General features: G+C 65.4%; 18 protein-coding genes. 11 read left to right on the plus strand and 7 right to left on the minus strand.

The genetic code is table 11. From position 1 onward, the window contains the following. Positions 1-3: 3 nt before the first annotated feature. The 6 genes from AAHE99_RS19805 (at position 4) to AAHE99_RS19830 (ending at position 4,728) form a co-directional block, all read left to right on the plus strand. Positions 4-216, plus strand: a complete 213-nt coding sequence (locus AAHE99_RS19805; protein ID WP_342119077.1) for a DUF4266 domain-containing protein — start codon at positions 4-6, stop codon at positions 214-216. Further along, positions 216-1,352: a DUF3570 domain-containing protein gene (locus AAHE99_RS19810; protein WP_342119078.1), complete on the plus strand. Its 1,137-nt coding sequence runs from the start codon at positions 216-218 to the stop codon at positions 1,350-1,352. The genes AAHE99_RS19805 and AAHE99_RS19810 overlap by 1 nt, the downstream gene beginning before the upstream one ends. Continuing rightward, entirely contained in the window at positions 1,346-2,248 is a 903-nt protein-coding gene (locus AAHE99_RS19815) for an FAD:protein FMN transferase (RefSeq protein ID WP_342119079.1), read from the plus strand. The genes AAHE99_RS19810 and AAHE99_RS19815 overlap by 7 nt, the downstream gene beginning before the upstream one ends. A gap of 116 nt (positions 2,249-2,364) precedes the next feature. Further along, positions 2,365-2,943 (plus strand): transcriptional regulator, encoded by a 579-nt coding sequence (locus AAHE99_RS19820; RefSeq protein ID WP_342119080.1) that lies wholly within the window; start codon positions 2,365-2,367, stop codon positions 2,941-2,943. A gap of 1 nt (position 2,944) precedes the next feature. Continuing rightward, positions 2,945-3,979: a sensor histidine kinase gene (locus AAHE99_RS19825; RefSeq protein WP_342119081.1), complete on the plus strand. Its 1,035-nt coding sequence runs from the start codon at positions 2,945-2,947 to the stop codon at positions 3,977-3,979. Beyond that, positions 3,976-4,728 (plus strand): LytR/AlgR family response regulator transcription factor, encoded by a 753-nt coding sequence (locus AAHE99_RS19830; RefSeq protein ID WP_342119082.1) that lies wholly within the window; start codon positions 3,976-3,978, stop codon positions 4,726-4,728. The genes AAHE99_RS19825 and AAHE99_RS19830 overlap by 4 nt, the downstream gene beginning before the upstream one ends. Here AAHE99_RS19830 and AAHE99_RS19835 read toward each other — a convergent pair. Further along, positions 4,715-6,424: an FAD-dependent oxidoreductase gene (locus tag AAHE99_RS19835; protein WP_342119083.1), complete on the minus strand. Its 1,710-nt coding sequence runs from the start codon at positions 6,422-6,424 to the stop codon at positions 4,715-4,717. The two genes, AAHE99_RS19830 and AAHE99_RS19835, sit on opposite strands and share 14 nt — an antisense overlap. Before the next feature lie 65 nt (positions 6,425-6,489). Here AAHE99_RS19835 and AAHE99_RS19840 point away from each other — a divergent pair, with 65 nt between their 5' ends. Together AAHE99_RS19840 and cysM are read left to right on the plus strand one after the other, a co-directional pair. Beyond that, positions 6,490-7,050: a GNAT family N-acetyltransferase gene (locus AAHE99_RS19840; RefSeq protein ID WP_342119084.1), complete on the plus strand. Its 561-nt coding sequence runs from the start codon at positions 6,490-6,492 to the stop codon at positions 7,048-7,050. Between the two features lie 23 nt (positions 7,051-7,073). Continuing rightward, positions 7,074-7,976, plus strand: a complete 903-nt coding sequence (gene cysM / locus AAHE99_RS19845; protein WP_342119085.1) for a cysteine synthase CysM — start codon at positions 7,074-7,076, stop codon at positions 7,974-7,976. Positions 7,977-8,028: 52 nt separating this feature from the next. Here the strand turns inward: cysM and AAHE99_RS19850 are convergent, their stop codons facing one another. From AAHE99_RS19850 to AAHE99_RS19870, 5 genes are all read right to left on the minus strand, one after another. Beyond that, positions 8,029-8,373, minus strand: a complete 345-nt coding sequence (locus AAHE99_RS19850) for a hypothetical protein (protein ID WP_342119086.1) — start codon at positions 8,371-8,373, stop codon at positions 8,029-8,031. A 246-nt stretch (positions 8,374-8,619) separates the two neighbouring features. After that, a complete protein-coding gene (gene mltB / locus AAHE99_RS19855) occupies positions 8,620-9,738 on the minus strand; it encodes a lytic murein transglycosylase B (protein WP_342119087.1) in 1,119 nt (372 codons plus the stop codon). Beyond that, positions 9,735-11,741: a transglutaminase TgpA family protein gene (locus tag AAHE99_RS19860; RefSeq protein ID WP_342119088.1), complete on the minus strand. Its 2,007-nt coding sequence runs from the start codon at positions 11,739-11,741 to the stop codon at positions 9,735-9,737. The genes mltB and AAHE99_RS19860 overlap by 4 nt, the downstream gene beginning before the upstream one ends. Continuing rightward, positions 11,738-12,718 (minus strand): DUF58 domain-containing protein, encoded by a 981-nt coding sequence (locus AAHE99_RS19865; RefSeq protein WP_342119089.1) that lies wholly within the window; start codon positions 12,716-12,718, stop codon positions 11,738-11,740. Before AAHE99_RS19865 ends, AAHE99_RS19860 begins: the two co-directional genes overlap by 4 nt. Before the next feature lie 4 nt (positions 12,719-12,722). Beyond that, entirely contained in the window at positions 12,723-13,643 is a 921-nt protein-coding gene (locus AAHE99_RS19870) for an AAA family ATPase (protein WP_342119090.1), read from the minus strand. A gap of 61 nt (positions 13,644-13,704) precedes the next feature. On the opposite strand from AAHE99_RS19870, the gene AAHE99_RS19875 reads away from it, so the two are divergent. Together AAHE99_RS19875 and AAHE99_RS19880 are read left to right on the plus strand one after the other, a co-directional pair. Next, positions 13,705-14,631 (plus strand): histone deacetylase family protein, encoded by a 927-nt coding sequence (locus AAHE99_RS19875; RefSeq protein WP_342119092.1) that lies wholly within the window; start codon positions 13,705-13,707, stop codon positions 14,629-14,631. A 1-nt stretch (position 14,632) separates the two neighbouring features. Next, the gene (locus AAHE99_RS19880; protein ID WP_342119093.1) at positions 14,633-15,235 is read left to right on the plus strand and encodes an energy transducer TonB; all 603 of its coding nucleotides are present in this window, start codon (positions 14,633-14,635) and stop codon (positions 15,233-15,235) included. On the opposite strand, the gene AAHE99_RS19885 is transcribed toward AAHE99_RS19880, so the two are convergent. Beyond that, positions 15,211-15,915: a hypothetical protein gene (locus AAHE99_RS19885; RefSeq protein ID WP_342119095.1), complete on the minus strand. Its 705-nt coding sequence runs from the start codon at positions 15,913-15,915 to the stop codon at positions 15,211-15,213. The two genes, AAHE99_RS19880 and AAHE99_RS19885, sit on opposite strands and share 25 nt — an antisense overlap. A gap of 96 nt (positions 15,916-16,011) precedes the next feature. Between AAHE99_RS19885 and ylqF the strand changes: the two genes are divergently transcribed. Further along, positions 16,012-16,959 carry a ribosome biogenesis GTPase YlqF gene (gene ylqF, locus AAHE99_RS19890; protein ID WP_342119096.1) on the plus strand — a complete coding sequence of 316 codons (948 nt, stop codon included), beginning with the start codon at positions 16,012-16,014 and terminating at the stop codon, positions 16,957-16,959. The last annotated feature ends 97 nt before the right edge of the window (positions 16,960-17,056 follow it).

Below are 17,056 nucleotides of genomic sequence, written 5' to 3' on the forward strand. Positions count from 1 at the left end.
AACATGCGATTTGTCCTTGCCGCGCTGGCGGTGGCAATGCTCGGTGGCTGCGCGGTGCAGCCGGTGCAGCCTTGGGAAAAGGGCGCGCTGGCGCAGCCGAATATGCGTTTTGATGGCAACCGGGTGGAGGGGCGCTACGCGGCCCACACCTACGACAGCCGCGAGGCGGCATTCGGTGCGGGCAGCGTGGGCGGCGGCGGCTGCGGGTGCAACTGATGGCGGGGCCGAACGAGAAGAAGGCGCCGGTATCGGCGCTGATGCTGGCGGCGCTGGCGCTGCCGGGCCTGGATGCGGCGGCGCAATCGCTGCCCGAGACCTCCACGCTGGGCATCGGCATGCTGCACTACCAGGATGAACAGCCGGAGCTGAGGCGGGTCAAGGTCAATTCGCCTTCGGTCTACCTGAGCATGCCGCTGGCAGGAGCATGGCTGGTGGAGGGCGGGGCGGTGCTGGACCACTTGTCCGGGGCTACGCCGCGCTACCACACGGCGGTCAGCGGCGCCTCGCGCATGGACGAAAAGCGCAAGGCGGGCGATGTGCGCGTCACCCGTTATTTCGGCCACGCGACGCTCGGGCTGGGCGCGGCGGTCTCCAACGAAAACGACTACCGTTCGCGCGCCTATTCGGCCTCGGCCTCGCTCTCGAGCGAGGACCGCAATACGGTGGGCTCGCTGGGCTTTGGCGTGTCGAACGATACGATCTCGCCGGTCAACCAGCGCGTGGTGGGCGAACGGCGCCACACCACGGAATTCATGGTCGGCATCGAGCAGGTGCTGGGCAAGCGTGACGTGGTGAAGGCGGATTACACCCATACGCGCGGCCGCGGCTACTATTCCGACCCGTACAAGCAGGTCGACAACCGGCCGCGCGAACGCGATACCGATGCCTTGCTGCTGCGCTGGAACCATGCGCTGGACCATGCGGCGGCGCTGCGCCTCCATTACCGCTATTTCCGCGACAGTTTCGGCATCCGCGCCCATGCCGTGGGCGGCGAGTACGAGCGCCCGCTGGCGGGCGGCTGGATGGTCACGCCTTCGCTGCGCCTGTATTCGCAGTCGGCGGCGGACTTCTATTTCGATCCGGTGTATGACCCGCTATTCGGCGAGCCTTACCCGCCGGGCTATAACTTCGCGTCCCCCAAGCCCTCCACGGCCGACCAGCGCATGGCGGCTTTCGGTGCGGCGACCTTCGGCCTGAAGCTGGCGCGCGAAATCGGCGGCGGCTGGACGGCGTACATCAAGGCCGAGCAGTACCGGCAGATGTCGTCCTGGCGCTGGACGGGCAGCGGCAGCCCAGGCCTGGCGCGCTTTGACGCACGTTCCTGGCAGGTGGGGGCGGTGCGCACGTGGTGAACTGGGCGGTCGAATTCAGCGCCATGGCGTCGCCTTGCCAGGTGATGCTGTGCGCACCCAGCGAGGGAGCGGCGCGCACGCTGGCGCAGCCGGCCATCGACGAGGTGCTGCGCATTGAGCGCGCCTTTTCGCGCTACCGGCCCGCCAGCATCGTGGGCCGCATCAACGCCAGCGCCGGCAGCGGGGAGTGGATCGCGCTCGATGCGGAGGCGGCCGGCCTGCTCGATTACGCCGCCCAGCTGCATGTGCTGAGCGATGGGCTGTTCGATATCACCTCCGGCGTGCTGCGCCGCGCATGGGACTTCCGCACGCCGCGCGTGCCATCCGCATCCGAGCTCGAGCCCTTGCTGGCGCTGGTCGGCTGGCAGCACGTCGAACGCCGCGCTGTTGCAGGCGCGGCGCAGGTGCGCCTGCAGCTGGCGGGCATGGAGCTCGACTTCGGCGGCTTCGGCAAGGAGTATGCGGCGGACCGCGCGGCCGCCATCCTGCAGGCGCAAGGCCTGCGCCACGGCTATGTGAACCTGGGCGGCGACCTGCGCGTGTTCGGTCCGCAGGCCGACGATACGCCGTGGAGCATCGGTATCCAGGACCCGCGCGACGAGCAGCGCACCATCGCCTCGATCGAGGTCGCAAGCGGTGCGCTGGCCACGTCGGGCGACTACGAACGCTACTTCGAGCTGGATGGACAGCGCTACTGCCATATCCTGAACCCGCGCACCGGCATGCCGGTCACCTATTGGCGCTCAGTCAGCGTGCTGGCGCCGCTGGCGGTGGCGGCAGGCAGTGCCAGCACCATCGCCATGCTGCTGGGCGAAGATGCGCGCTGCTTCCTGGACGCCAGCGGATTCGCCTGGCTGGCGCAGGACAATGGCGGCCGCATTTTCGATCGTCGCTAGACGGGAGCGTTTATCGGCGCCGGGCAGCGTTTATCGCATGCAGCCCCGCAGCCGCGCGCGCTGGGGCAAAGTTATGGGCATGACAATTCCGTCGTGCCATGAGAAACTGACGCCCCATGAAATCCCACATTGTGTTCCTTGCCTCCATCGCCGCGTATTCCCTGCTGGCGCTGGCAGAACCTACTGCCAAACTTGATCAGAGCTGGTTCCTCGCCGGCGAGAATCCTGAGCATTACCAGATTGGCGCCGACCCGGACGGTGTGCGGCGCGGTAGCGTTGCCAAGTTCTTGCGCGCCAGGACGGACAAGCATGAGGCTTGGGCCACCCTGATGCAGTCGGTTGCCGCCGATGACTATCGCGGCAAGCGCGTGCGCTTCTCGGCCCAGGTCCGCACCGAGAATATCGGCAACTGGTCCGGTCTATGGATGCGCGTGGACCGGGAAGACGGTAGCATGGGCGGCTTCTATAACAGCCAGGATAAGCCGATTAAAGGCAGCCACGGCTGGCACCTGCGCAGCGTGACGCTGGATGTCGCCGACGATGCCCGCACGCTGAATTTCGGCGTGAATGGCGGGGGCGGTGGTACCGTCTGGATCGACGAGCTGAAAATGGAGATTGTCGACAATAGTGTGCCGGTCGACAAAATGCCGCCACGCGAGTACTGGCGCTCCCTGAGCACGAAGCCGAGCCTGTAAGATGCACACCGGCCCCGAAGCCGCATTGCGGCAAATCCTGTCGATGAACCGGACGGAAGGCCGCGTCAGCGCCGCTATGTTCGGCGGTTCGGTGGCGTTGCCGCTGCTTAGCGGCTCATACTCGCACCTGGCTCTGTTTGGCGCCTTGCTGCTCGATGCGGCGCTTGTGCTGGCTGGCGCGCAATTGCTGCGCATGATGCTGCCACGCGGCGCAAGCTGGACCTGGTGCTGGGCGGCGCAGCCGCTCCTGCTGCTGACGGGCGCCGTGCCGGCCGTGCTGGCGTATGGACGGTTGACCGAGGCTTACCTGCTGATGGCGCTGTCGCCGGTACAGATGCTGGGTAGCGCGCTGGCTTTTGGCGCGGCCATTCTGACCATTCCGCTGCTGTTCGCGCGCCGCCAGGCGCGCGCCCTGGAAATCTCGGAGCTGCAGCGCGCGGCCGTTCAGGCGGAATTGAAGTCGCTGCAGGCCCAGGTCGAGCCCCACTTCCTGTACAACACCCTGGCCAATACGCGCTACCTCGTGCGCCACGCTCCCGATAAGGCGGTGGTCATGCTGGACCATCTGATCGCTTACTTGCGCACGGCCTTGCCGGACATGCGCACGCCGGCGTCCACGCTGGGCCGCGAGTGCGAACTGGCGGGGCACTACCTGGGCTTGATGGAGATCCGTTTCGGCAGCCGGCTGCGCACGCGCATCGATTGTCCCGATGCGCTGCGCGAGATATCGGTACCGCCGATGATGCTGATGTCGCTGGTGGAAAATGCGGTGCAGCATGGCGTGGAGCCCAAGCCGGGCGCAGTGTCCGTCAGCGTGGTTGCCGCGATGTGCGGCGACCGTCTGAGTGTCACAGTGCGCGATGACGGCGCCGGCTTGCAGCAGGACGCGCCGGTGCTGGGCAGCGGCGTTGGGCTGCGCAATGTGCGTGATCGGCTGCATGCGCTGTACGGTGAAAAGGCCGCCTTCGCCCTGCGCCAGGCTGCCGACGGTGCGACGGAAGCGGAACTATTGCTGCCGGTGGAGGCGCGCGCATGAAGCCACGCATCCTGATCGCGGACGACGAGCCATTGCTGCGCGCGGAATTGCGTGAACTGCTGGCGGCGCTGTGGCCGGAAGCCGAACTGCTGCCGGATGCGGCGGATGGATTCGATGCGCTACGCCGGGCACGCGAATTGGCGCCGGATATCGCATTCCTTGATATCCGCATGCCGGGCCTCGACGGGCTCCAGGTTGCCGCGACCTTCGGTTCGCAAACGCACGTGGTGTTCGTCACGGCTTACAACGACCACGCCCTGGCTGCGTTTGAGCAGGGGGCACACGACTACCTGCTCAAGCCAGTGGATGCAGCGCGGCTGGCCCGCACCGTGGAACGCCTGCGCCAGCGCATCTTGCTGCCGCCGCCGGACCTGAGGCATCTTGCGGACAGCATGCGCGGTGCGGCCGCGGCGCCGCCGTCGGGGGCGCCATCCTGGATCCAGGCCTCGGTGGGACAGGCCGTGCACTTCATCGACCTGGTGGACATCCTGTACTTCGTAGCGGAAGATAAATACACGCGCGTGGTGGCGGACGGTATGGAAGCGCACATCCGCACGCCGCTCAAGGAGCTGGCGGAAACGCTGGAAGGGGCGGGATTCTGGCAGGTGCACCGCAGCTATGTGGTGGCGGTAAAACGCATTGCCGCCGCCGTGCGCGATGGCGACAATGCGATGTGGCTGACCTTGCGCGGGCATGGAGCGCGGCTGCCGGTCAGCCAGCGCTACCAGCACCGCTTCAAGACGATGTGACAGGCAGGTTGGCCAGGAAGGCGTGGATCTGCGACACCACGGCCGCGCCTTCGCCGACGCCGGCCGCTACGCGCTTGGTGGAGCCCGAGCGTACGTCGCCAATTGCGAACACGCCCGGCACGCTGGTCTCCAGCGGCGCGCGCTGCGGCGCGTCGGCCAGCGTCATCTTGGCGCGGCACTGGTCCTTGATGGCGTCGAAGCCGGTGCGGATGAAGCCTTGCGCGTCAACCTCCACGCCGCAGTCCGCGAGCCAGGCGGTGTTCGGGTCGGCGCCGATGAACAGGAACATGCGGCATACATCGCAGCTATCGACTTCGCCGGTATCCTTGCAGCGGAAGGTGACGCGCGACAGGCCATCGTCGTTGCCTTCCAGCGCCACGATTTCGGTGTGGGTATGCAGTTCGATGTTCGGCGTGGCCTTGATGCGGTCGATCAGGTAAGTGGACATGGTGGCTTTCAGGCCATCGCCGCGAATCACCATGTGCACTTTCTGCGCATAGCCGGACAGGAACACGGCGGCCTGGCCGGCGGAATTGCCGCCGCCCACCAGCACCACTTCTTCCGACTTGCACAGCTTGGCCTCGATCGGCGAGGCCCAGAAATAGATGCCGCGTCCTTCGAATTCACCGATGTTGTCGAGGGCGGGGCGCTTGTAGCGCGCGCCACTGGCCAGCACTACCGTCTTGGCGCGCACGATCTGGCCGCCGTCGATCTCCACCCGCAGCGGCCAGCTGTCGCACAGCAGCCGCGTGGCCGGCGCCGGGATCGCCACTTCCACGCCGAACTTTTGCGCCTGCACGAAGGCGCGGCCCGCCAGCGCACCACCCGAGATACCGGTCGGGAAGCCGAGATAGTTCTCAATGCGCGCGCTGGCAGCTGCCTGGCCGCCGAAGGCGCGCTGTTCGAGCGCCAGTACGGACAAGCCTTCCGAGCCCGCATAGACCGACGTCGCCAGGCCCGCCGGGCCGGCGCCAACCACCACCACGTCCCATAACTTGTCTTCAATCACTGGCAGCAGGCCAATGCAGAAGCCCACTTCCGCGTTGCTGGGGTTCTTCTTCACCGCGCCGTCCGGGCACACCACCAGCGGCCAGTCGTCCGGGCCGGGCTGGTAGTACTCGCACAGGGCGCGCGCCTGCTCGTCGTCCTTCGGGTCGAGGATGCGGTAAGGGTAGCCGTTGCTGCGCAGGAAAGACTGCAAATGGAACAAGGCCGCATTGCCCTGTGGTGAAACCAGCACCAGGCCGCCGCCTTCGCTCTCCAGCAGGCCGACGCGGCGCAGGATCAGCGCGCGCACAATGCGCTCGCCCAGCTCCGCTTCCGCGATCACCAGCGCGCGCAGGTTTTCCGGCGACACTTCCAGCACTTCCACATCGTCCTTGGCGGTCGCATTGACCAGGGAAGGGCGGCCGGACAGCTGCGATACCTCGGCCGTGAATTCGCCGGGACCATGCTCGGTCAGGAATTCCGAATTGCCCAGGCCATCGTATTTGCAGATGGTGATCGAGCCCTTCAGCGTGACCAGCATGCCAAAGCAGGTATGGCCCGCTTCCAGAATGCGCACCCCGCGCGCGTACTGGCGGATGGTGCCAAAACGGTGCAGGCGCTTGATTTCCTGCTCGGTCAGCACCGGATTGAATTGGTGCCGGCGGCCTTCCATGGTGGATGGGATGGAGATAACTTCGTTGTCGCTCATGGGCTCAAACTCCTGTCGTAATTCATGTAGTTTAATGCAATCGCCCGGGCCTGCTATGATTTGTCATGACCTTCACCATCCGGCCGCTGCATTCCGAAGAACTGGCCGTCTTCTTCCATTACCTGAATGACCACTTGCTGGATAACGGACGCGATGGCGCACCGCTGTTCCAGCCCATGTCGCGCAGCAGCTCCGGCTTCCCGCCCGAAAAGGCGAGCGGCTTCAGTACCGGCCTGCAGGCGCATTTCGGCCAGCCAGGCTGGCGCCGGGTGTGGGTCGCGCTGGAGGGCGAAGACATCATCGGCCATATCGACCTGCGTTCACGCCCCGAGCCGGCGGCGCGCCACCGTTGCCTGCTTGGCATGGGCGTGCACCGCAACGCGCGGCGCGGCGGGCTGGGGACGGCGCTGGTGGCCACCGCCGTGGAATGGGCGCGCGGGCAGGGGCTGGAATGGGTGGACCTGGAGGTTTTGGCGGGCAACGCGCCGGCGCGCGGGCTTTACCGCAAGATGGGCTTCCAGCAGACCGGCGAAATCGAGGACCTGTTCCGCATCGACGGCGAGAGCCTGGGCTATGTATTCATGTCCCTGCAGCTCGCCGCCGGAGCGGATAGAATGGACGTTTAATAAAACAAAATACTGCAGGAATCATGGGATACAAGACAATCGCCGACACGATCGGTAACACGCCGCTGGTGCAGCTGGTGCGGATCCCGGGGGCGGAAGCCGCAGCCCGTGGCAACATCATCCTCGGCAAGCTGGAAGGCGACAACCCGGCCGGTTCGGTCAAGGACCGCGCCGCCATGTCCATGCTGCGCCGCGCCGAAGAGCGCGGCCAGATCAAGCCGGGCGACACCTTGATCGAAGCCACCAGCGGCAACACCGGCATCGCGCTGGCGATGGCGGCGGCGATCCGCGGTTACAAAATGGTGCTGCTGATGCCGGAAAACCTGAGCGAAGAACGGCGCCAGAGCATGGCGGCCTACGGCGCGCAGATCATCCTCACGCCGAAAACTGGCGGCATGGAATACGCGCGCGACCTGGCCGAAGCAATGCAGAAGGAAGGCAAGGGCCTGATCCTCGACCAGTTTGCCAACGGCGACAATCCGCGCGCGCACTACGAGGGCACCGGTCCTGAAATCTGGCGCGATACCGAAGGGCGCGTCACCCACTTCGTTTCCGCCATGGGCACCACCGGCACCATCATGGGGGTGTCGCAGTACCTGAAGGAGCAGAACGAGAATATCCGCATCATCGGTGCGCAGCCGGAAGAGGGCTCGTCGATCCCTGGCATCCGCAAATGGCCGGAAGCCTACCTGCCGAAGATTTACGACAAGGCGCGCGTGGACCAGGTGGAGTATGTGTCGCAGGCTGCAGCGGAACGCATGGCGCGCCGGCTGGCGGCGGAAGAAGGCATTTTCTGCGGGATTTCGGCGGCAGGCGCCTGTGAGATTGCGCTGCGTATTTCGCAGCAAGTGGAGAACGCGACGATCGTGTTCATCGTCTGCGATCGCGGCGACCGCTACCTGTCGACCGGGGTGTTCCCGGCGTAAGCGTGACACCGCTTTCCCTCCCCAGGTGGGGAGGGAAAAACCAAGGCTAAGATCAGCCTTTGTTTTCGGACGAGCCGCCGGAACCTTCCTTCGGCTTGAACTGCTTGTCGCTAATGCGGAACTTGTTGCGACGGTCACCCATCAGGTAACGCAGGTCACGGATGCTCAGGTCGGAAACCTCGTGCATGCGGATCAGCAGCGATGCGCCAACCGGCAGGCGGTGGTGGCGGATCTTGGAGATCACAGGCGGCGCCACTTCCAGAGCGCGCGACAGGGCCGCATCGTTCTTCAGGCGCAGGTTTTCGATCAGGGTGTCGAGCAGGCGGTTCGGATTGTACTGCAGCAGATCATCGCCTTCCGACTCGTTGTTCATATCAGTACCGACTTGGTTGGTCATGTCTTCTGTTCCTTCTCAAAAGTTGTCCTGCTAACGACCCTAATCCTTAAACGGATTCCTGTTTAACAAGTTTCATAATATATACACAATTGTACAACAGTGCGGTCAGCAGTACTTGCGTGCAACAAAAAATAGTATATTGCTCTCGAAACGCGTTGTCCTATCGCAACATTCTGAGAGAATTCTAACCTATTTTTTGTGTTAGGGTAATTTTGCCACCTTGTAAATCACACAAGTTACAACTTGTTACAGTGTTTCTTTTAAAGAAAGCTTCACTGCCCGCCCCAGTTCCACCACCGACATTGCATAAAAATAACTTCTGTTGTACTTGGTGATAGAGAAAAAGTTATTGCTTCCCACCCAGTATTCGGTCGGCTCGGCGCCGTTCTGCAAATCCACCAGGCCATATAGCTTGTCGGCGGCCAGCGCTGCGTTGGTGCTGACCCCCGCCGCCAGCAATTCTTCGGCGCGGAATTTGGCGTCCAGGCCATGGTCGATGTACTTTTCCCAGGCGCGCTCGGGCGACACGGCGGCAGGGTAGACCAGGGGCGACGGATCGTCGCGCTTCCAGCCGTGGGCGATCAGGAAGTTGGCGACGCTGCCAATCGCGTCGGCGGCTGAATTGCGCAAATCGACCTTGCCGTCGCCGTCGAAATCCACGCCCAGCTTGTAGATATTGCCCGGCATGAATTGTGGCATGCCCACGGCGCCGGCGTAAGAGCCGGTCAGTGCCAGCGGGTCGACGCCGGTCTGGCGCGCCGACACCATGGTCGCTTCCAGCTCGCCGCGGAAGAAGGCCATGCGCGCTTCGCGGTTGGGCGCCAGCGGATAGGCGAAAGCCAGGGTGGCTAGCACGTCCAGCACGCGGAACTTGCCCATGTCGCGACCGTAGATGGTTTCCACGCCGATAATGCCGACGATGATTTCGGCCGGTACGCCATACAGCGCTTCGGCGCGCGCCAGCGTGTCGCGGTTGGCGTTCCAGAATTCGACGCCGGCGTTGATGCGCTTCGGTTCGATGAAGCGCGCGCTATAGGCTTGCCAGTTTTTGGGCTTGCCGGGCGGCGCCGGCTTTACCAGCTGTACCGCGGAATCGATATAGCGCAGTTCGAGGAACAGCTTCTCCTGCTCGGCGATAGGGAAGCCATGTTTCTGCTCCATATCGCCCATGAATTGCTGCACTTCTTTCCATTGGCCGAAGTTGACGAACTCGCCGCTGTAATCGATCGCGGGCTTTTTCGGTGCGGCTTTCTTGACGGCTTTCTTGACCGGCTTGCGCGGCGCGGCATCGGCCTGCGGCGGCGCAATGAAACCCAGGCAGGCCAGGGCCAGCACGGTGGTGGGGAATTTCTTAAAGAGTGTCATCGGGATTGCTTCAGCAAACTGTTCAGCCGTGCGATTTGGTTAGCGGGCGCTTGCGGCAGGCCGTATTTGAGCGCGCCGTAAAGCTCCAGGAATCCTGTCATGGCAGCCATTTTCTCAGACGGCAGGGTCAGCTGCCGCACGCGTTGGGCAAGGCTCTGCGGTCCTTCATCCGGCGCTTTTTCCAGCCCGTGCCGCGCCAGCAGGCGGCAGAAGGCGAGATAGGCGGCGTCGACCGGATCGCGCGCGCGTTCGGCACGGCCGCGCCGCAACAGCAGCACCAGCCCGCCAATGGCGGCCAGCGCGGCCGGCAGGCGCCAGTCGCCGAAGGCGGCGCCAAGTTCCCTAAGGAAATGTTGCTGCCTGTTTGGATTGTAATCGAGGATCCATTGATTCCAAGCATTATTCATCGCACTGATGCCAAAACGCATCTTTGCCAGCCACGAGTCCTGGTTGCGTGCCAGGCCGGCTAAGCCTTGCAATCCGAAAGGCGCTGCTTCGGGCAGGGTCTGCGCCAGGCTGCTGCGGATGCGCTCGGGCGCCACGGCGGCGGTCGGGTCGACCCGCGTCCAGCCGCGCTGCGGGCCGAGCCAGACTTCGCTCCAGGCGTGGGCGTCGGACTGGCGCACGGTGTAATAGCCGTCGACCGGATTCAGTTCGCCGCCCTGGTAGCCGGTCACCACGCGCGCCGGCAAGCCGGTGGCGCGCATCAGGTAGACAAAGGCGCCGGCAAAGTGTTCGCAAAAGCCCTTGCGCGTATCGAACAGGAATTCGTCGACCGCATCGCGCCCCAGCAGGCTTGGCTGCAGCGTGTATTCGAACTCGCGGCGGAAATAGTCCAGCGCGGCGGCCAGCGCGGCATCGTCGCCTTTCTCCGCGCGCAGGGTTTGCAGCTGGGCGGCGTAGCGCAGGGTGCGCGGGTTAAAGCCTTGCGGCAGCTCAAGCCAGCGTTGCAGCTGCTGCGGCGACAAGCCGGCTTGCGCGATGTAGTCGGGGTGGGCGACGCCGGTGTAGCGCATGCGCTTGTCGGCCGGCGCCTGCACCAGCTGTTCCAGCTCGTCGGAATAGGCGCCGCTGCCTTCGCTGGCGCTACGGGCCGGCCCGCTCATTTCGAGCATGAACAGGAACTGGCGGCGGCCCGGTTCCAGCGTCACCTCGTATGGGATGGGCGTGCCGCGCCATTCCAGCTGTTCCATCAGACGCGCCGTGCCCAGTGAATAGAGCGGGCGGCCGATGCGGCTCCAGGTGCGGCCGTCATAGCGGCTCAGGACCGGGCCGCGCCAGTACAGCTGTTGCTGCTGCGGCGCGGCGCCCTGGAAGCGTGCGCGGAAGGCGACTTCCTCGGACAGCGCCAGGTTGCTCATCGAGCCGGGCGCCATGGTATCGGACATGCCGGTCTTGCCGCCGGCGGCATCGCCCGGCAAGCCCCACAGCGGCCCCTGGATGCGCGGGAAGCCGATGAACAGCAGGGCGCCCAGCGGGGCGGCGATCAGGAACACGCGGCTCGCCAGCTTGAGACGCGTGGCCAGCGGCGGCACGGCGCCGGTGTACTGGAACGTGACCTGGGTCGCCAGCAGGACGATGATGGTGGCGATCATCATGGCGGCGGTGGGTATCGATTGCGAGTAGAAGAAATTCGTCAGCAGCAGGAAGAAGCTGAGGAAGATCACTACAAACAGGTCGCGCCGCGCATGCATTTCCAGCAGCTTGAAGGTGAGCAGCAGGGTCAGCATCGTCACGCCCGGCTCGCGCCCAAGCAGGGTGCGGTAATTCAGGTAGACGCCGCCCATCGCCAGCAGCGACACCGGCAGCAGCAGCCACAATGGCGGCAGGCGGCTGCCGCGCAGCGTGATGGCGGCGCGCCACAGCAGCGTGAGGCAGACCGTGGCGGAGGTCCACAGCGGCAGGTGGGCGAAGTGCGGCGCCAGCACCATCAGGGCTCCCAGCAGGAGCAGCAGGGTGTCGGCCTTGTCGCGCGTGAGCGGACCGGCGAGGCGGGCGATCATGCGCCCTCCTTGCCGTACAGGGCCAGCGCGCGCAGGCATTCGGCGCAGTGCGCTTCGCCCTGGCCTTGCGCGATATGGCGGTGGCCCACGCTGAGCGAGTAGGGCAGGGCGCGGCGTTCGGCTTCCAGCACCCAGGCCGCCAGGCGCGACAGGCGTGTTTCGAGATGCAGGTAGGGCGGCAGCGTGGTCAGGTCCAGGTGCAGGTCGGATACGGCGCCGCCTTCGAAATGCTTGCTGACCAGGTTGCCGCCGTCGGCCGGGTGCAGGCGCGCGATCTGGCGCCAGGCCAGGTGCTTCATCGGGTCGCCCGGCTGGTAGTTGCGGATGCCGGCGAAATTGTCCAGGCCCACGGTGCCGTGGCCGTCCTCGCGCGCGGCGCCGGTGGTGGGCAGCGGCGGCGGCGCCGCTTCCGGCTGCGGGTAGGCCAGTACTTTCAGGTCCGGCTGCCAGTAGGCCCAGGCGCCGAACAGGCCTAGCGGGAAGCGCGTGAACAGGCGCACGCGCGGCGCCGGCAGCCAGCCGCGTTCCTTCGTCGGGCGCGACAGCACCAGGGCTGCGCTGCCGCCGGCCGCCACATCGATGGCCTGGCGCGGCTCGCCTTCGTCCTGGAAGCCGAGCCAGACGGCGTACCGGTCACGCTTGCTGGTGTTGCGCACATTGAATTCGAACTGCGCCTCGTCGCCGGCGAATACCGGCTGCGCGCGGCCGGGCGCCAGGCGCAGGAAGGCCAGGTTCTTGGCGGTCATATACATGTCGACGATGGCGCAGGAACCGGTGAAGAAGGTCAGCACGAAGCCCAGGCCCAGGTTGTAGTTGACCGAGCCAACCAGCATGATCAGCAGCAGGCCGACAAAGGCCATGCCGGGGCGGGTGGGCAGGATGAAGACGCGGCGCATCACCAGCTCCACTTCGCCGGGCTCTTTTTCCTTCAGCTGGAACAGCCAGCGGTCAAGTATTCTCCGCGCTGGGGCAAGCATGGCTTTAAACCGGGACGGATTTTTGCAGCTGCAGTACCAGGTCGCGGCTGGCCAGCGCGGTGCCGTGCGAGGACTTGACCGGGCGCAGGCGGTGCGCGCAGACCGGCACCAGCACGGCCTGCACGTCTTCCGGAACCACGTGGTCGCGGCCTTCCAATGCGGCCCAGGCACGGGCGGCCTGCAGCAGGGCCAGCGCGGCGCGCGGGCTCAGGCCTTCGGCGAAGAAGCCGTTCTGGCGCGAAGCTTGCGCCAGCGCTTGCACGTAATCGATCAGGGCCGGCGCGGCGTGGATCTGGCGCAGGCCTTGCTGCGCAGCCGACAGTTCGGCCGGGGTCATGGCCGGGCCGAGGTGCTTGAGCATCTGGCGGCGGTCTTCGCCCATCAGCAGCGCGCGTTCGGCGGCGGCGTCGGGGTAGCCGAGCGAGATGCACATCAGGAAGCGGTCCAGCTGCGATTCCGGCAGCGGGAAAGTGCCTACCTGGTGGGTCGGGTTCTGCGTGGCGATGACGAAGAACGGTTCGGGCAGCGGGCGCGTTACGCCATCGGCCGAGACCTGGCGTTCCTCCATCGCTTCCAGCAGGCCGGACTGGGTCTTCGGGGTGGCGCGGTTGATCTCGTCTGCCAGCAATACCTGGGTGAAGATCGGGCCGGGATGGAAGCTGAAGGCGTTCAGTTCGCGTTCGTAAATCGATACGCCGGCCACGTCGGCCGGCAGCAGGTCGCTGGTGAACTGGATACGGTTGAACTGCAGGCCCAGCGACAGCGCCAGCGCGTGCGACAGGGTGGTCTTGCCGACGCCCGGCAAGTCTTCCAGCAAGAGGTGGCCGCCAGCCAGCAGGCAGGTCAGGGATTGGCGTACTTGCAGCTCCTTGCCGACGATGACCTGTCCGACCTGGCGTGCTACGGCGTGCAATTTGGTATACATGGTTTTGAGGCTCGTCCCGCCGCGTGGTAGATTAGTCGCATTCTATGCGAGAACGCGATACATGAGCACAGCAATTTATAGTCATCCCGACTGCCAGCGCCACGAAATGGGCGGCTGGCATCCAGAATGTCCGGCGCGCCTGCAAGCCATCGCCGACCAGCTGATCAACTCCCACATCGACGACCTGCTGGAACACCGCGATGCGCCGCTGGCTGACGTGTCCTCGATCGCGCGCAACCACAGTGCCAATGCGATCGCCATCGTGCGCGACAACCTGCCTGCGGCCGGCGACTATTACCCGATCGATGGCGATACCTCGCTTAACGCCCATAGCTGGCAGGCCGCACTGCGCGCCGCCGGTGCCGCAGTCGCCGCCACCGATGCCGTGATCGACGGCGAGATCGACAACGCCTTCTGCTCCGTGCGCCCGCCCGGCCACCATGCGCGGCCGACGGAGCCGATGGGCTTCTGCCTGTTTAACAACGTGGCCATCGCGGTCAAGCATGCGCTGGACGTACGCGGGCTGGAGCGGGTGGCGGTAGTGGACTTCGACGTCCACCATGGCAACGGTACCGAGGAAGCGCTGCTGAACGAGCCGCGCGCGCTGATGGTGAGCTACTTCCAGCATCCTTTTTATCCGTATTGCGATGTGCTGCCGGAGACGCCGAACCGCGTCAACGTGCCGGTGCCGGCTGGCTCCAAGGGCGACGTGGTGCGCCAGCTGGTGCAGGAAAAATGGCTGCCGGCGCTGCACGCCTTCAAGCCGCAGATGATCTTCATTTCGGCCGGTTTCGACGCGCACCGCGAGGACGACCTGGGCGGCATGGGCCTGGTGGAGGCGGATTACGCCTGGATGACGGAACAGATCATGGCGGTCGCGCGCGAGCATGCGCAGGGCCGCATTGTCAGCTGCCTGGAGGGTGGCTACAACCTGTCCGCGCTGGGACGCAGCGTGGTGGCGCACGTAAAAGCCCTGGCCGAAATCTGAGATGCTGTCTTTGTTGCTTGCGCTGGCCGGTGCCAGCGCGTTCCCCTATCAGTCGCTGGCCACGCCGGCCAGCTGCACCGTCCCCGCCTGGCCGCGCGAGGCGCTGCGCTATGAAATCGAAGGCGTCACAACGCTGGAGTTCCGTATCGGCCCGGATGGCGCGGTGCTCAAGCCCGTGGTGCGCGGCGGCAGCGGCTGGACCATCCTCGACCAGGCCGCGCTGGAAGGGCTGGCGCGCTGCCGCTTCAAGCCTGGCCTGGAAGAGTCGCGCAATGGCACCGTGTTCCCGATCCAGTATGCCTGGAAGCTGGACGGGCCTGCACCGCTGCGGCCGGTACTGCTGGCGGGCAGCTGCAAGCCTGCGCGGCGCATCGCCGGCTACGTGAACCTGGACCAACGCCGCAGCGCGCAAGCCGGCATCAAGCTGCGCTTCCTGGTCGGCGCCGATGGCCAGGCGCGCGGCATCGTGGCGGAACCAGGCGGCTTTGCGCCGCAGGTGGTGCGCGACGCGGTCGACTATGTGGCGGGCTGCCGCTTCGGCATCGCGCCCGGCGCCAGCGGCGAGCGCACCGATACCTCTTATGGCTGGGTGCTGCTCAAGTAGCGCAGTTCGATCACCGCGTCGTCGCTCCAGCTCTTGTCGCGCAGCGGGGCCTGGAAGCCCATCTTCTTCTTCCAAAGCTTGAGCGGCAGCACGCGGCCGCCTTCGCGCAGCTGGGCGCTGGCCAGTGGACGCTCGGTTTCGTCGTACCAGCTGGCGTTGGCGGAGTCGCACGGGTTGCTGTTGGCGGAGAACATGGTACGTACCAGCAGGTTGGTGTCTTCCCGGCCAATGGTCCAGAACACCAGGCACTCCAGGCGGATGTCGCCCAGCCGGCGCGTGTCCGGCGCCAGGCCGGGCGTGCGGATGTCGGGTGACCAGCGCACCGCGCCGCGCTTGCGGTTGGTGCGCAGGTCGGCATCGTCCTTGGCGGCAGCGTCGTCGCGCGGAAGGCTGAACGACAGTTCATCGTCGAGCGGCACCGGAATCGACGTGCTGTCGCCCGCCAGGCGCAGTTCGAGGCCGGAGCGCTGGACTTCGGGGCCCGGCAGCAGCTTGAAACGCAGTGCGGCTTTCGGCGCCAGCCCCTGGTGCTTTTCAAATGCTTCGAAGCCGCGCAACATAAGCCGGTAGGATTTAAAGGCCGGATCGCGGACGTTGGAGACGTTGACCGATTGCGGCGCGTTATCTTCGGCGGCGGCAGGCGCCAGGGCAAGGGCCAGCAGCAGGGGCAGGAGCTTCATGCTGAAAACTAAAAGTTACAATAATGGCAAATAGTATCAAAGCGGTTCCGCCATGTAAAATAGCGGATTGTTGATTCGATTTGTAAGGCAAAGAGCATGTCTATCCAATGGTTCCCCGGGCATATGAACGCCGCCAAGAAAAAAGCGGCGGAACAGATGGCCGACGTCGACGTCGTCATCGAGGTGGTCGACGCACGCCTGCCTGCGGCCAGCTGCAACCCGCTGGTGGAGGAGCTGCGCAAGTTCCGCCAGCGTCCTTGCCTGAAGATCCTGAACAAGATCGACCTGGCCGACCCGGATGCCACCGCAGCCTGGATCCGTCATTTCGAGCAGGACAAGACCGTCACCGCGTACGCGATGACCACCAAGAAGCAGTCCGACGTGGCGAAAGTGATCGCCAAGGCGCGCAAGCTGGCGCCGCACCGCAACGAGCCGACCAAGCCGCTGCGCATGATGATCATGGGTATCCCGAACGTGGGCAAATCGACCCTGATGAACGCGCTGCTCAAGCGTCGCGTGGCGAAGGTGGGCGACGAGCCGGCGGTGACCAAGCAGCAGCAGAAGATTTACCTGGATATGGAAACGGTGCTGATCGATACCCCGGGCCTGCTGTGGCCGAAGATCGAGATGCCGTCCGACGGCATGGCGCTGGCGGCTTCCCATGCGATCGGCTCGAACGCGCTGATCGAGGACGAAGTGGCGGTGTGGCTGGCGGAGGAATTGCTGAAGCGTTATCCGGAGCTGCTGAAGGCGCGCTACAAGGCGGACGTGTCGAAGATGGATGGCGTGGCGCTGGTCGAACGCGTGGCGCAGCTGCGCAGCTATCGTTTGCGCGGCGGCGACTGGGACTTCGAAAAGGCCTCGCACATGCTGCTGCTGGATTACCGCAGCGGCGCGCTGGGCCGCATTTCGCTGGAGACGCCTGAAACCCGCGCCGTGGCACTGGCGGCGCACGCCGAAGAAGAGCGCATCAAGGCGGAAGAGGCGGCGCGCAAGGCGGCCGAGAAGGAAGCCGAGCGCATGAAGGGCAAGCGCGGCACCTAGCCGAGCTTGAAGCTGCTGACCGCCAGCGCGCCCATGAAGCGGTCTTCGTGATACACCACCTCGGGGGGGGGGGGGGGGGGCGCCCCCCCCCCCCCCC

Source organism: Pseudoduganella sp. OTU4001 (genome assembly GCF_038440195.1).
Classification (GTDB): Bacteria; Pseudomonadota; Gammaproteobacteria; order Burkholderiales; family Burkholderiaceae_D; genus Rugamonas.

Coding starts and splice junctions, on each gene's coding strand:
- AAHE99_RS19860 (WP_342119088.1), bottom strand. CDS start 11,741: ATGATCGCCCGCCTCGCCGGTCCGCTCACGCGCGACAAGGCCGACACC.
- AAHE99_RS19840 (WP_342119084.1), top strand. CDS start 6,490: ATGACCTTCACCATCCGGCCGCTGCATTCCGAAGAACTGGCCGTCTTC.
- cysM (WP_342119085.1), top strand. CDS start 7,074: ATGGGATACAAGACAATCGCCGACACGATCGGTAACACGCCGCTGGTG.
- AAHE99_RS19880 (WP_342119093.1), top strand. CDS start 14,633: ATGCTGTCTTTGTTGCTTGCGCTGGCCGGTGCCAGCGCGTTCCCCTAT.
- ylqF (WP_342119096.1), top strand. CDS start 16,012: ATGTCTATCCAATGGTTCCCCGGGCATATGAACGCCGCCAAGAAAAAA.
- AAHE99_RS19825 (WP_342119081.1), top strand. CDS start 2,945: ATGCACACCGGCCCCGAAGCCGCATTGCGGCAAATCCTGTCGATGAAC.
- AAHE99_RS19850 (WP_342119086.1), bottom strand. CDS start 8,373: ATGACCAACCAAGTCGGTACTGATATGAACAACGAGTCGGAAGGCGAT.
- AAHE99_RS19875 (WP_342119092.1), top strand. CDS start 13,705: ATGAGCACAGCAATTTATAGTCATCCCGACTGCCAGCGCCACGAAATG.
- AAHE99_RS19885 (WP_342119095.1), bottom strand. CDS start 15,915: ATGAAGCTCCTGCCCCTGCTGCTGGCCCTTGCCCTGGCGCCTGCCGCC.
- AAHE99_RS19805 (WP_342119077.1), top strand. CDS start 4: ATGCGATTTGTCCTTGCCGCGCTGGCGGTGGCAATGCTCGGTGGCTGC.
- AAHE99_RS19865 (WP_342119089.1), bottom strand. CDS start 12,718: ATGCTTGCCCCAGCGCGGAGAATACTTGACCGCTGGCTGTTCCAGCTG.
- AAHE99_RS19870 (WP_342119090.1), bottom strand. CDS start 13,643: ATGTATACCAAATTGCACGCCGTAGCACGCCAGGTCGGACAGGTCATC.
- mltB (WP_342119087.1), bottom strand. CDS start 9,738: ATGACACTCTTTAAGAAATTCCCCACCACCGTGCTGGCCCTGGCCTGC.
- AAHE99_RS19810 (WP_342119078.1), top strand. CDS start 216: ATGGCGGGGCCGAACGAGAAGAAGGCGCCGGTATCGGCGCTGATGCTG.
- AAHE99_RS19820 (WP_342119080.1), top strand. CDS start 2,365: ATGAAATCCCACATTGTGTTCCTTGCCTCCATCGCCGCGTATTCCCTG.
- AAHE99_RS19835 (WP_342119083.1), bottom strand. CDS start 6,424: ATGAGCGACAACGAAGTTATCTCCATCCCATCCACCATGGAAGGCCGC.
- AAHE99_RS19830 (WP_342119082.1), top strand. CDS start 3,976: ATGAAGCCACGCATCCTGATCGCGGACGACGAGCCATTGCTGCGCGCG.